This is a genomic window from Bradyrhizobium sp. 190 (assembly GCF_023073415.1).
GTDB lineage: Bacteria > Pseudomonadota > Alphaproteobacteria > Rhizobiales > Xanthobacteraceae > Bradyrhizobium.
The window spans coordinates 1,008,109-1,020,721 of record NZ_JADPJL010000008.1 but is presented as its reverse complement, the minus strand read 5'-3'; the positions used below and the strand labels follow the sequence as shown (position 1 = coordinate 1,020,721).

14 protein-coding genes are annotated in these 12,613 nt (G+C 60.3%); 13 read left to right on the top strand and 1 reads right to left on the bottom strand.

Annotation, left to right across the window (positions count from 1 at the left end):
* Positions 1-272: 272 nt before the first annotated feature.
* The 13 genes from IVB22_RS08710 to fabA all read left to right on the top strand — a co-directional run bounded on the left by IVB22_RS08710 (position 273) and on the right by fabA (position 11,511).
* Positions 273-575: an urease subunit gamma gene (locus IVB22_RS08710; protein WP_247516875.1), complete on the top strand. Its 303-nt coding sequence runs from the start codon at positions 273-275 to the stop codon at positions 573-575.
* Between the two features lie 20 nt (positions 576-595).
* Positions 596-1,033 (top strand): urease subunit beta, encoded by a 438-nt coding sequence (locus tag IVB22_RS08705; RefSeq protein WP_247516874.1) that lies wholly within the window; start codon positions 596-598, stop codon positions 1,031-1,033.
* Between the two features lie 44 nt (positions 1,034-1,077).
* The gene (locus tag IVB22_RS08700) at positions 1,078-2,799 is read left to right on the top strand and encodes an urease subunit alpha (protein WP_247516873.1); all 1,722 of its coding nucleotides are present in this window, start codon (positions 1,078-1,080) and stop codon (positions 2,797-2,799) included.
* Positions 2,800-2,809: 10 nt separating this feature from the next.
* Positions 2,810-3,502 carry an urease accessory protein UreE gene (gene ureE, locus IVB22_RS08695; protein ID WP_247516872.1) on the top strand — a complete coding sequence of 231 codons (693 nt, stop codon included), beginning with the start codon at positions 2,810-2,812 and terminating at the stop codon, positions 3,500-3,502.
* On the top strand, positions 3,486-4,205 hold the full coding sequence (locus IVB22_RS08690) for an urease accessory protein UreF (RefSeq protein ID WP_247516871.1): 720 nt from the start codon (positions 3,486-3,488) through the stop codon (positions 4,203-4,205). Before ureE ends, IVB22_RS08690 begins: the two co-directional genes overlap by 17 nt.
* Positions 4,206-4,223: 18 nt before the next feature.
* Positions 4,224-4,868 carry an urease accessory protein UreG gene (gene ureG, locus IVB22_RS08685; RefSeq protein WP_247516870.1) on the top strand — a complete coding sequence of 215 codons (645 nt, stop codon included), beginning with the start codon at positions 4,224-4,226 and terminating at the stop codon, positions 4,866-4,868.
* Positions 4,865-5,815: an urease accessory protein UreD gene (locus IVB22_RS08680; protein ID WP_247516869.1), complete on the top strand. Its 951-nt coding sequence runs from the start codon at positions 4,865-4,867 to the stop codon at positions 5,813-5,815. The genes ureG and IVB22_RS08680 overlap by 4 nt, the downstream gene beginning before the upstream one ends.
* A gap of 63 nt (positions 5,816-5,878) precedes the next feature.
* Positions 5,879-6,895 (top strand): urea transporter, encoded by a 1,017-nt coding sequence (gene yut, locus IVB22_RS08675; protein WP_247516868.1) that lies wholly within the window; start codon positions 5,879-5,881, stop codon positions 6,893-6,895.
* Positions 6,896-7,006: 111 nt separating this feature from the next.
* Positions 7,007-8,452 carry a GntP family permease gene (locus IVB22_RS08670; RefSeq protein ID WP_247516867.1) on the top strand — a complete coding sequence of 482 codons (1,446 nt, stop codon included), beginning with the start codon at positions 7,007-7,009 and terminating at the stop codon, positions 8,450-8,452.
* Between the two features lie 913 nt (positions 8,453-9,365).
* Entirely contained in the window at positions 9,366-10,481 is a 1,116-nt protein-coding gene (locus IVB22_RS08665; RefSeq protein ID WP_247516866.1) for an MFS transporter, read from the top strand.
* Positions 10,482-10,483: 2 nt separating this feature from the next.
* Complete coding sequence (locus IVB22_RS08660) at positions 10,484-10,660, top strand: hypothetical protein (RefSeq protein WP_247516865.1); 177 nt, start codon at positions 10,484-10,486, stop codon at positions 10,658-10,660.
* 65 nt (positions 10,661-10,725) lie between these two features.
* Positions 10,726-10,941 (top strand): hypothetical protein, encoded by a 216-nt coding sequence (locus IVB22_RS08655; RefSeq protein WP_247516864.1) that lies wholly within the window; start codon positions 10,726-10,728, stop codon positions 10,939-10,941.
* Between the two features lie 39 nt (positions 10,942-10,980).
* Positions 10,981-11,511 (top strand): bifunctional 3-hydroxydecanoyl-ACP dehydratase/trans-2-decenoyl-ACP isomerase, encoded by a 531-nt coding sequence (fabA, locus tag IVB22_RS08650; protein ID WP_247516863.1) that lies wholly within the window; start codon positions 10,981-10,983, stop codon positions 11,509-11,511.
* Positions 11,512-12,102: 591 nt separating this feature from the next.
* Here fabA and IVB22_RS08645 read toward each other — a convergent pair.
* Positions 12,103-12,447, bottom strand: a complete 345-nt coding sequence (locus IVB22_RS08645; RefSeq protein ID WP_247516862.1) for a hypothetical protein — start codon at positions 12,445-12,447, stop codon at positions 12,103-12,105.
* Positions 12,448-12,613 lie beyond the last annotated feature (166 nt).

Here is a 12,613-nt window from a genome sequence, read left to right as displayed (position 1 = left end):
CGCATGTTTCAAGATGGCATCGAAGCCAAGGCACTTTCGCGCCGATAGCCCAAGAAGATGCGTCCGCCCGCAACGGCTAGTCCATCAGGGCGATTCCGGTAGAAGGCTGGGGAGAACCCTGATTGACACGTCTAGTTGTGGTCCACCTAATGTCGGCTAGCTGTCGTTGCACGGAGGTTCTGATGACCGTTCCATGGAACCGACAGCCATAGCTCAATCGTGCCCCTGCTTTTCCCTAGGTAAAGCAAGCCTGGCAGGGCCCGGAGGATTGCATGCAGCTCACTCCGCGAGAGTTCGACAAGCTGCTCGTCTACATGATGGCAGATGTCGCGTTGAAGCGAAGAGCCAAGGGCCTCAAGCTCAATTATCCCGAAGCCGTCGCCGTCATCTCATCGGTAGCCCTTGATGGCGCACGTGCCGGGAAAACAATCGAAGACGTAACCAAGGAGGCGCGTACCGCCCTAACCAAGGCTGATGTGATGGATGGCGTCGCCGATCTTATTCCAATGGTGCAGATCGAGGCGGTGTTCACCGACGGCAGCCGCCTGGTGACGGTGCACACGCCAATCCAGTGAGCGCCTGACAGGAGGCTAACATGGCTGGACCAAAAGTAGGCCCCGCTGTTGCCGCAAATGTCGACCCGGCGACAGAGGACGTGCCGGTCGGCGGCTACGTGTGCAGTTCAGCGGCGGTCACATTCGATGCTGATCGTCCGGTGACAACGCTTAGGGTGCGCAATGCGGGCGACCGCCCGATACAGGTCGGATCGCACTTCCATTTTTTCGAAGTCAATCGTGCGCTGGAATTCGATCGCGCAGCGGCCTTCGGGCTGCGCCTGAACATTCCGTCATCGACGGCAACGCGGTTCGAGCCCGGTGACGAACGCGAGGTTCAACTCGTTCCCTACGGCGGCAAACGCGCCGTCTATGGCTTCAACAATCTCGTCGATGGTCCCACCGCAGGCCAGGACGCCGCCACGGTCAAATCCAAGGCGGTGGCGCAGGCGGCGAAGCGAGGCTTCCGCTCGACATAAGGCGTGAAGTCGCGTCGAAACGCAAATCTTGAACGAGGGCCAGTATGCCTACCATGTCTCGGAAAGAATATGTCGGTCTCTTCGGTCCGACGACAGGTGATCGCATCCGCTTGGGCGATACGGGCTTGTTCGTCGAAATCGAGCGCGATTTACGCGGCGGCTACGGCGACGAGCTCGTCTTCGGCGGTGGCAAGAGCATGCGTGAGGGCATGGGCATGGACAATCAGGTGACGCGGGCGGGTGGCGCTCCTGACCTCGTGATCACCAACGTGACCGTAATCGACGCGGTGCTGGGCGTGGTGAAAGCGGATGTGGGGATCAGGGACGGCCGCATCAGTGCGATCGGCAAGGCCGGCAATGCGCAGACGATGGATCGCGTTACACCTGGTCTGGAGATTGGCCTCGCCACCGATGCCATCTCGGGCTCACATCTGATCCTGACGGCCGCCGGGATCGACACACACATCCATTTCATTTCTCCGCAGCAGGCGCAGGCGGCGCTCTCAAACGGCACAACGACATTGATCGGTGGCGGTACCGGTCCTTCGGACGGGTCCTACGCGACGACGGTCACGTCGGGTCCCGGAAACATCAGTATGATGCTACGCGCGTTCGAGAACTGGCCGCTCAACGTCGGCATTCTCGGCAAGGGGCACGGCCACGGCAAAGCGGCTCTGGTTGAACAGATCGAGGCGGGCGCGGTTGGCGTGAAATGTCACGAGGACTGGGGTACCACCCCTGCGGTGCTTCGGTCCGCGCTGACAGTCGCAGACGAGACCGACACTCAAGTGTGCATCCATACCGACACGCTGAACGAATCCGGCTTCGTCGATGATTCGATCGAGGCGTTTGAGGGTCGGACAGTCCATTCGTTCCATACCGAAGGGTCCGGCGGCGGCCACGCACCTGATATCATCAAGATCGCTGGCCTTCCCAACGTCTTGCCATCTTCGACCAATCCCACCCTCCCCTACGGCATCAATTCGCAGGCGGAGCTCTATGACATGATCATGGTGTGTCACCACCTCAGCCCCGACATCCCGTCGGATGTTGCATTCACTGAGAGCCGCATCCGAGCTGAAACCATCGCCGCGGAAAACGTCCTTCAGGACCTCGGCGTAATTTCGATGTTCTCAAGCGATTCCCAGGCCATGGGACGCATCGGGGAATGCTGGCTGCGTTGCATCCAGACCGCGGATGCGATGAAGACCGGGCGCGGCAAGCTGCCGGAGGACGCACCCGGCAACGACAATTTCCGGGTGCTGCGCTACGTCGCGAAGATCACTATCAACCCGGCGATCTCGCATGGGATTGCCGACGTGCTGGGCTCGGTCGAGGTCGGCAAGATAGCCGACCTCGTCCTGTGGGAGCCGGCGTTCTTCGGCGCCAAGCCCAAGCTCATCATCAAAAACGGCTTTATAAGCTGGGCAGTGATGGGTGATCCAAACGCATCGCTGCCGACGCCGCAGCCCACCTACTATCGGCCAATGTTCGGAGCCTACGGTGATGCGCTGGCGGCCAACTGCATCACGTTCGTCTCCGGCGTCGCTCATGCTGCCGGGATCAAGGAGCGACTGGGGCTTCGCCGGCAGGTGATGCCGGTGCGAAACGTCCGCAAAATCGGCAAGCGCGACATGGTCAGAAATACCGGGACCCCGAAAATTGAAGTCAATCCGGAAACTTTCGCCGTGACCGTCGACGGCACGCACGCGACCGTGCAGCCCCTGACGACGGTCTCGCTAAACCAGAAATATTTCTTCAGTTGAGGCGCCTGCCATGATTCTCATCGAGACCGTTCTGGGCAATATCGGCGATCGCGAATGGACCGAGCGCTTGTCTGCCGCGGACACCGACTTGCTGGAGATCGACCAGTGGGAGGCGCAGAAGAGCCGCTTCCGCAAGACGACTGCAAAGGGTGTGGAGATCGCTGTCTCGATCGACCGCGGCACTCATATCCGCGATGGAGACGTGCTGCTCTGGGATGCCCAGGCGCGCTCTGCACTTGTCGCGCGAATCGAGCTGCGTGACGTGATGATCGTGCATCTGGACGAGCTAATGAGCCTAGCTCCCAAAGTGGCAATGCGCACATGCGTTGAACTGGGACACGCGATGGGCAATCAGCATTGGCCAGCGTTGGTCAAGGACGCAGTCGTCTATGTCCCGCTCACCGTCGATCGCAAGGTGATGGCGTCCGTCGTGAATACGCACCGTTTTGAGGGAATCCGCTACGAGTTCGTACTTGGCCGGGACGTTATTCCCTATCTCGCTCCGCATGAATCACGTCGGCTTTTCGGTGGCGCGGAGGGGCCGGTACATTCGCACGCGCATGAGAGCTATGCCGGTGTCGAGACCGAGACAGGCCGCGTGTACGGACATCCACCGACGCACGTCCACGCCCATCCGGGAGCCGCCGCTCAGGGACAAACATCACCGGAAACGGCCGGCTCTGCCCATGATCATCGAGAATGATGGCGTCGATGCGTCGAGCAGTACCGCATTTCTCTCGCGGATGCTGCAGTTTGGTGACTCGATGTTTCCCATTGGCGCGTTCGCGTTTTCTTCCGGCCTGGAATCCGCTATTCAGGCAGGTGTCGTCACCAACGCGGCAACGCTTCGAGCGTTCGCACGCACCGCGTTAGAGCAGGCGGCGCGCGGCGACTGCATCGCGCTGATCGCCGCGCATCGCGCGGCAACCGCCGGCGACGTCGAGGCCCTCGCCCGGATCGATGCGCAGGCATACGCACGCAAGCTTTCTGACGAAGCGCGGACAATGTCGGTTCGCATAGGCAAGAAATTCACGGAGATGGGTGTGGAGGTGGTGGGCGCGCCGCTGCTTCGCACCTGGCGTGAATGCATTGAAAAGTCTGTTACCCCCGGTTGCTACCCGATAGCCCTGGCTATCAATTTTGCCGTACAGGATCTGCCTGCCAGCCAGGCGTTTGTCGTGCACCAGTACGGCGTTGCGACAACCATTCTCGGTGCGGCCTTACGGTTGATGAAAGTCAGCCACATCGAGACGCAGAAGATTCTCTACGAGCTTACCGGACAAACGGCAGGGATGTACGAAACCGCCGCGGCGGCGCGGCTGTCGGACATGGCAGGTTTTGCGCCGTTGACGGACATTCTGGCCGCTATCCATACCAGAGCGCATGTGCGCCTGTTCATGAGCTGATATTAAAGGGAGCTTCGGATGTCGAAGAATATCACGCGCATCGGCATCGGCGGCCCGGTCGGGTCAGGCAAGACCGCGATCGTAGAAGCCATTACACCGCGCTTCCTCGACCTCGGCATCAAGGTGCTTATCATCACCAATGACGTGGTGACGACCGAAGACGCCAAGCACGTTCAGCGTACCCTCAAGGGTGTTCTGCTCCAGGAACGCATTCTCGGAGTGGAGACAGGTGCCTGTCCTCATACTGCAGTGCGCGAAGACCCCAGCATGAACCTCGCTGCGGTCGAGGACATGGAACGGCGCTTTCCGGATACCGACGTCGTGCTGATCGAAAGCGGAGGCGATAATCTGACGCTAACCTTTTCGCCGGCGCTGGTGGACTACTTCATTTATGTAATCGACGTCGCCGCGGGCGATAAAATCCCTCGCAAGAACGGTCCGGGGATCACGTATTCCGACATCCTGGTGATCAACAAAACAGATCTTGCCCCCCATGTCGGCGCTAGCCTTGAGGTGATGAAGCAGGACTCACAGATGATGCGCGGCAGCAAGCCGTTCCTGTTCACAAACTGCAAGACGGGGGAAGGCATTCCGGAATTGGTCGCGCTGATCGAGCGCGAGTTTCTGTTCGATATCAATCCGCGCGCACGGCGTTCAGCATGATACCGGCGGCCTTCCCTCCCTGGGCACGCGCTGAAGCGCTCGGCGCATCGATGCCGGAATTCGCCTCGTTCCAGGATGAACCACCGCAGATGAGCAGCGGCACTGTGGGCAAGACGGGTTTCCTCCGTCTGGGCTTCGAGCACCGCTCTGGTAAAACGATCCTGGCAAACCTGGAACGCCGCGTTCCCTACATGGTGCAGCGCGCGTTGCATTGCGACGAGCAAATGCCAGGTTTGGCCTACGTGTTCTTGATCACCACCACGGGCTGCCTGCTGCAGGGTGACAGGCTCGCTCTGGACATCACCCTTCGTCCACGCGCGCAAGCTCACATCACCTCCCAATCGGCAACCAAGATCCATGCGATGGACGCCAATTATGCGGCGCAAAGCCAGACTATTGTGCTGGCCGATGACGCATACCTGGAGTTTCTTCCCGATCCCGTGATCCCGCACCGGCACGCACGGTTTATCAGCGACACACAAATCTCCGTCGCGCCGTCGGCCACATTGCTCCTTTCGGAAATTATTCAACCGGGCCGAAAGCACCATCATCCGGACGAGTGCTTCGGAGCAACCGTGTTGTCGATATCAACGGCAGCGGCGCGACCCGATGGCCGTTCATTGTTCGCAGAGAAGCTGGTCATCGAGCCGCGGCGATATTTGATGCGGCAGACCGGCGTGATGGACTCCTTTGATGTGTTTGCCAACGTGATCCTGTGCGCGCCCAAGGACAAGGCAGACCGTATCCACGAGCGTGCGGGGGCCGATATCAACCTTGCTGAGGGTGTTGCGTTCGGCGCTTGTCGTTTGCCCAATGATGCCGGCCTGATCTTCAAGGTGTTGGGCCGCGAAACCGCGCAAGTGAAAGCCAAGGTGCGCGAGTTCTGGAGCGTGGTACGTCAGGAGATCATCGGCGCCGCGCTACCTCCGCCCTATCTATGGCGCTAGCGGATCGGCGGTGCCAACAGGTGATCTCCAACGGCTGACGTCGACACGTTCGAGGAGGCTTTAGTGGAAAAGGTATTGGCAAAGTGGGAAAGCCTCTCCGCGTCGTCAGGTATAGCGCGGTTCCTGGACATCAATTTGCGCAGCATCGGGCAAGTTATGTTTCAGAACAACCCACTAACCGGGCTTCTCTTTCTGGCCGCGATCGCCTGGGGTTCATACGCGGCGGGCGTCCCCCGAGTGGCAATTGCCGGCGTCCTCGCTGTCGTCGTGGCAAACTTGACGGCTCAATGGCTTAACGCTGACCGCGAGTCGCTCCATGCCGGGCTCTATGGCTACAACGGCGTTCTTGTCGGACTTGCGTTAGCGACATTTCTAGCTCCGAATGCCCTCATGTGGGTCTATGTGGTGTTGGGGGCGTCAGTTTCGGTCATCACGATGCTTGGGACTGTAAACGCCCTCAAGCCCTGGGGCGTGTCCAGCCTCACGTTTCCGTTCGTGCTTACGACGTGGCTCCTTCTGCTGGCAACATATGGATTCTCCGGCCTCGTAGGAGCTGCACTACCGGCTGGAGACGTTGTCGTTGCGTTTCAACGCTACGAAGCCAGCCCACTCAAGCTGATCGACCTCCTCCAGGGTGTGCTTCAAAGCATCTCACAGGTGTTCTTGAAGGCGAACGGTGTGGCCGCCCTTCTGTTTCTCGCTGGCCTGGCTGTGAACTCATTGGCTGCCGCCGCATTCGCTCTCGCCGGTGCGATACTGGCGGTTCTGACGGCCCATCTTTTCGGGGCCGAAAGCGAGCTGATCACTGGCGGTCTTCTCGGTTTCAGCCCAGTTCTGACGGCGATCGCGCTAGGCGCCGTGTTCTACCGACCGAGCTGGCGGGTCGCGATCTACGCCATGCTGGGCACGCTTTTTACAGTCATCGTACAAGCGGCGCTAAACGTTGCCTTGACGCCCCTCGCCATCCCTGCGCTTACCGCGCCTTTTGTGCTCGTCACATGGATCTTCCTTCTTCCACGCCAGTGTTTCGAGCCAGCGTCTGCTGCAACTGACGATGCCGCGACAGCGCGTACAAGCTAGGTCTTTGCTTTCTTGGAAGCCCACATGTCTGACCTAAGTCTCTTGGTACTCTCGGACGAACTCGGACGCCGTCACGAGGAGTTCAAGCTGTTGCTGGTGGAGGACTGAACCATGGGACTCGTCGGGATACTGCTCGGACTCGCTCTGTTGATGTGGCTTGCCTATCGAGGGTGGAGTGTACTCATGGTGGCGCCAGTGGCTGCCATGCTGGCCGCTGCGATTTCGGGTGAGCCGCTTCTCGCTCATTGGACGCAGACCTTTATGCCCGGTGCTGGCCGATTCGTTACGCAGTGGTTTCCGATGTTCCTGCTTGGCGGGTTGTTCGGCAAGCTGATGGACGACAGCGGTTCGATCACCTCTATCGCGCGTTTTCTGACTGAACGGTTGGGAACACACCGCACGATACTCTCAGTGGTGCTGGCTTCGGCAGCGGTTACCTACGGCGGCGTGAGCGTCTTTGTTGCCTTTTTCGTGTTGGTTCCCATGGCGAAAGAGATGTTCCAGGCTGCGAACATCCCGCGCCGCTTGATGCCGGCTACCATCGGTCTCGGGGCGTTCACGTTCACGATGTCAGCAATGCCAGGAACGCCGTCTGTCAACAATGCCATTCCGATGCCATACTTCGGCACAACCACCTTCGCGGCGCCGGGTCTGGGTATCATCGCTTCGATCATCATTTTTGTTATCGGCATGTGGTGGCTCCGCCGTGCAGAAGCCGCCGCGCGCAGGGCCGGCGAGGGCTATGATCGCAATTCGGAGGTGTCTCCCGCCATCGACGAGACCGTTCGTATGCAGGCGTCAGCTGCCGGCGATTTTGATCCAGCTGAATTTCAGCATGGCAAGCACAGTACTAGCCTTCCCCCCTTTGTGATTGCCGCATTGCCGCTGGTTGTAGTCATCTGTACTAACTTCCTACTGTCGCTAGTCGTCCTCCCACGGCTGGATTTTTCGTTCTTGGCCAAAGAGGTGTGGGGCGAGACCACGATCGGAGCGGTGGCCGGCGTCTGGTCGGTTGTTATTGCGCTCGCGACTGCGACCCTGACCGTCATTGTCCTCAACTTCAAGCGTTTCCCGGCGTTGCGGGAAAGTTTGGATGCTGGCGCCGCTTCCTCCGTCATGCCAATCCTGATGATTGCCAGTCTCGTCGGCTTTGGTGCTGTCATTGCCGCGCTGCCCGCGTTCGCGGACGTACGTGACGCGCTACTCGCGGTTGGCGGAGGCCCCCTTATCTCTCTCACGATCGCCGTGAACGCGCTCGCTGCGCTTACCGGTACCGCCTCCGGGGGAATGGCAATCGTGCTCAATATACTCGGCGACACCTTCTTGCGGCTCGCCGCCGAGCACGGCATCAATCCCGAGCTGATGCATCGCGTGACCACGATTGGCGCTGGCACGCTCGATGCGCTGCCACACAATGGCACAGTCCTGTTGCTGTTTCAGATCAGCGGGCTGACCCACCGCGAGAGCTACTTCGATATGGTGATGACCGTGATCGTCACCTGCATCATTGCACTTGCCGCTGTCCTTGTCCTGGGCACGGTGTTCGGGTCATTTTGACGGCGGAGGTTATCGCTACTTTGGAAGATTGCCGCAGCATCAATGGAATTGTCGTGACGTTGTGCCGGGGCAGTCGCGATAGCTGGGGCCGGCGTCGACGCGCTCGCGGTAAGAACGATTTCGCGAGGCCAACGAGTCGATGAGTGGACGGATAACATCGGCATTCGGATCTGGAGCAACACGCGGAGGCAAGCATGAGTATACCACTTTTATGTAGCGCCCTGATCATCGGCGCATTGACGGCCGTTGCCGTTGCAGTGCCTCAAAATCTGTCGGTGGCCCAGTCGAATGACCAAAGGGCGTCTACGCCAAAGAGTGCAACACCGAATATGAATACGACCCCGCGCAAGCATCGCTATTGGCGTCATAGCGGCGGAAGGCATCCGCACTACGGCAGTCGGAGAGTTCGGCCTATGTCCCGCTGAGCCGGCGCGCGTACGTGAATACGTTAGTGTAATAGTTCGAATCTCTCCGAGCGCGCCACTTCGGTACAGAACTGAACTGGGTACTCCAAATCCGCCGCTTCTGCGCTTGAGGCGGCGACCAGCGTGCGCAGCAGCACGCTATCCCATGATGCGATGCTCGTTGGCGTCCATTTCGACACGCTGGGGCGCAGATGGTCGCGGCGATAGCCGCTTGGCCCGCCGCCGACCGGACACTCAGACGACTCCAAGCGTCGCTTCAAATCCTGCTGACACCACGCTGTCAGTAGGACTGGCGCATACGAAGCTATCGGCATGGAAGACATCCACGGCCGAGGCGGCCACCAAAGTCGAGCGGTCCGTCTATCTTAGGCCTACCCTCAACCCCATAGGGGAACGGCATCCACAATCGCGCATCCCATGCAGCACAAGGGCGATCGAACCTGATCACCCTCGTTCTTGGTCTCGGCACGTTCCTGACGCTGTTCGACGTGACGGCAGTCGTGGTCGCTACGCCCGGCATCGCCAAGGACCTCGGCTTTGCCGTCGCTGGTACCGTCTGGGTCATCGACGCGTACAGCCTTGCGTTCACGGGCGCTCTCCTTGCATCAGGCGCACTTGCAGATCGCTTCGGTCGCCGCCGCGCTATGTTGGCCGGCAACGCCGTGTTTCTCACGGCTTCAATCGCCTGTGGCGCGGCGACGACCGGCCCTCTGCTCCTGACTGCCCGGGTCGTGCAGGGCGTCGGTGCAGCCTTCATGGTCACGGGTGCAATTGCACTCGTTGCCGGTGCGTTTCCGAAGCATGGTCAGCGGACGCAGGCGTTCGGCGTCATAAGGGTGATTTCCGGTGTTGCCATGGCCCTGGGCCCGACCTTGGGCGGCTTGCTCGCCTCGTGGTTCGGTTGGCGCTGGATCTTTTACGCCAACATCCCGTTCTGCCTGGCGCTGGCTTTAGCAGTGCCACGGGTCGTTGCCGAGACGAATGACCCCGACGGGCGTCCACTCGACCCTCTGGGTGTCGCGCTGCTGACGATATCGCTGGGCCTGGCAATTGATGCACTCTTGAGACGCGACGCTGCATTGGTCGTACGAGCCGGCTGCCTCGTCGCCAGCGCTGCAGCGGCGCTCGTATTTGTCTTGCAGCAATGGCGCAGTCCGCGTCCGGTGCTTGATCCCCGAGCGTTCGCAACGTCGGCGATGGCCGGGGTCGGCGCGTTGTTGACCGCCATCCAGTTTGGTTACTGGGCCGTGCTGGTCTATTTGCCCCTGTTCTTGAGCGCCGCGCTGCTCGTGAGCATCGAAGTAGCCGGGGTAGCGCTGCTGGCGGCGACACTGCCGATGCTGCTGGTGCCGCTGTTAGGCGGCCGCTTTTGTTACGCGATGGGGATGGCGGCGTTTCTTCATCGTTGCGTTCGGCATCGTCGCCATGGGAGACCTGCTTCTGGTGTTTGCCGCCCTCTCCGCCAGCCCTGCGATACGCCTTGCAGCAACGATTGCCGGAATGCTGACAATTGGCGTCGGAGCCGCGCTGGCGAATCCGCAGATGGGGAAACGTCGTTTTGGCGCTCGCGCCGCCCACGCAGGCCGGTATGGCCTCGGCTGTGACAATGATCGTGCGTCAAGCCGGCTTTGCCATCAGCATTGCCGCGTTAGGAGGGACGACCGATGCGGCAGCGGCGTTTGCAACACCATTCACCCTGGCGGCATTCGCCGCGATGGTCGCGATGGTCGCCGCTCTGGTTTTGCTTCCGGCAAAGCCCTCACAAAACGTTGCGTCAAGTTAGGTCCCTCGGGCTCCAAAGCGTCGGCATCAACGGGACACGTCACGGTTCTCCAGCAAACTTTTGACTTGAATCTCGGCTTCGTTCCCGATCACATCGATCCAGATCTCACCATTGCGCTGATGATCGGCGGAATCCGCCAGGCGCTGATCGCAGTCCTAATGAGCGAACAACGACCCGATCCGGAGAAACTCACGGATGAAATTTGGGCCTTCATGGCCGGAGCCCTGCGCCTGACTGCTGGCTCCGGCATCGAAAAAAGCGATCGCGACAAAGTCGCCTGACGCTCAGCAACCGCCCGCCAAACACCGAAGGAGTTTGTCTTGTCCAACCCTCGCGACTTTCACGCGCCGCAATCGTCCTACACAAAGCAAGATCTGCTCAAATCGAGCGACGGCGGCTATTTCGGCCCGGGTAATGCCCAACTGCCGGCGCCGCCCATGCTGATGATAGACCGCATCACCGAGATCAGCCTGGACGGTGGCGAATTCGGCAAAGGTCACGTCATCGCTGAACTGGATATCGCACCAGGCCTCTGGTTTTTCGACTGTCACTTTCTCGGCGATCCCGTGATGCCGGGATGTCTGGGTCTGGACGCCATGTGGCAGATCATCGGCTATTGGCTTGGCTGGTCGGGCTCACCGGGCAAGGGCCGCGCCGTCGGCGTCGGCGAGGTCAAGTTCCGAGGAGACATAAAGCCAGACATCAAGCGCGTGCGCTACGAGGTCAGCATGCGCCAGGTAAGGCGCGGCAAGCTGGCTGTTGGCATTGCTGACGGCAGCGTGTTTGCCGACGACGCATGCGTATATATCGCCAAGGATATGAGGGTCGGAATGATCGCGTCCGCGATCTGAGATGCGGTAGCCTGCCACACGCAGTGCTACGGCAGCATGGGAGCACCGCGAACGAACAGCGCCGATCTTCATCGGCCGCAGCCCGCCACGCCCCTCACAGCCGAGCGCCGTCAAAAAAACAAGCGGGCACACCGATCAGGAACAAATCCAGATAATCGCAACCGCAATCGGAACACCCAAACCAAGTGCGCCGAAAATCGCTGCGATGAATTCGGAAAGCAGACTGGCTTGGTGTTTTACGCCAGGTGACGACATGACGTTGCTCCTTGGAGCCCCGCGAGCACCTGCTCGCCCCCAAGATGAACGATCAATCGCGCCTTCGGACTAAAGCCCTCGGCGACTTTCTATAGAGGGGCAATCTGGGGCGTTATGGTTAACAACTGGTTAATCGACATAAAGAGAAGCTTGCAGACCGCGCCTTGAAGACGCGCCGCTTGATCGGGAATCGCGCGCCGGCGGTGCACACGTCGTTTCGGCCAAAGTTCCGGAAGAGCGCCTCGCCGGCATCGTCGGCCGCTCCCCCGTCGCGCCCCGCTCGCCGGCAAGGAATGGCACCCACTCGGCGCCATTCCTTTTCAGCGGCCTACGCGATCAGAATGAGCAGCCATACGCCGTGAGCGAGGCCTTCGTCGCATCGAGGGTCTGCTTGCAGGTCGATTCCATGGTCGCCTTCGCCGACGGATTCTTGGCCATGTCGACCCATGCCTTGCGCGTCTGGTCGATCTGCGTCTTGTACATCGCGCGCTGTGCCTCGGGGACCTTGGAGACGACGCAGGCGTCGTATTTGGTCAGGAAGTCGTCACAGGCGGCGATACCCGTGCTCTGCGCGTGAGCCGTGGTAACGCCCGCGAGCAAGGCGATGCCCGCCGCGAGTGACAGCACCTGTCGGTGGTTCGCGCTCGAACCTGCCGCGGCCTTCAATGTTGCTTGACGCATAACTTTCATTCCTCTGTAACAACTGAATAATTTAGATCGCCGGCAAGCACTGGACTTCCCCCGCGTCTCCCCGATCTAGCCGCAAAGCATCGCGCGCCGACAACCGGTCGGCGTTTTCGGACGTTAAGCAGTTCAAGCGTTGAGCAGTTCGAGGCGAGGCCGGGCA

Coding starts and splice junctions, on each gene's coding strand:
- IVB22_RS08710 (WP_247516875.1), top strand. CDS start 273: ATGCAGCTCACTCCGCGAGAGTTCGACAAGCTGCTCGTCTACATGATG.
- IVB22_RS08705 (WP_247516874.1), top strand. CDS start 596: ATGGCTGGACCAAAAGTAGGCCCCGCTGTTGCCGCAAATGTCGACCCG.
- IVB22_RS08700 (WP_247516873.1), top strand. CDS start 1,078: ATGCCTACCATGTCTCGGAAAGAATATGTCGGTCTCTTCGGTCCGACG.
- ureE (WP_247516872.1), top strand. CDS start 2,810: ATGATTCTCATCGAGACCGTTCTGGGCAATATCGGCGATCGCGAATGG.
- IVB22_RS08690 (WP_247516871.1), top strand. CDS start 3,486: ATGATCATCGAGAATGATGGCGTCGATGCGTCGAGCAGTACCGCATTT.
- ureG (WP_247516870.1), top strand. CDS start 4,224: ATGTCGAAGAATATCACGCGCATCGGCATCGGCGGCCCGGTCGGGTCA.
- IVB22_RS08680 (WP_247516869.1), top strand. CDS start 4,865: ATGATACCGGCGGCCTTCCCTCCCTGGGCACGCGCTGAAGCGCTCGGC.
- IVB22_RS08670 (WP_247516867.1), top strand. CDS start 7,007: ATGGGACTCGTCGGGATACTGCTCGGACTCGCTCTGTTGATGTGGCTT.
- IVB22_RS08660 (WP_247516865.1), top strand. CDS start 10,484: ATGATCGTGCGTCAAGCCGGCTTTGCCATCAGCATTGCCGCGTTAGGA.
- IVB22_RS08645 (WP_247516862.1), bottom strand. CDS start 12,447: ATGCGTCAAGCAACATTGAAGGCCGCGGCAGGTTCGAGCGCGAACCAC.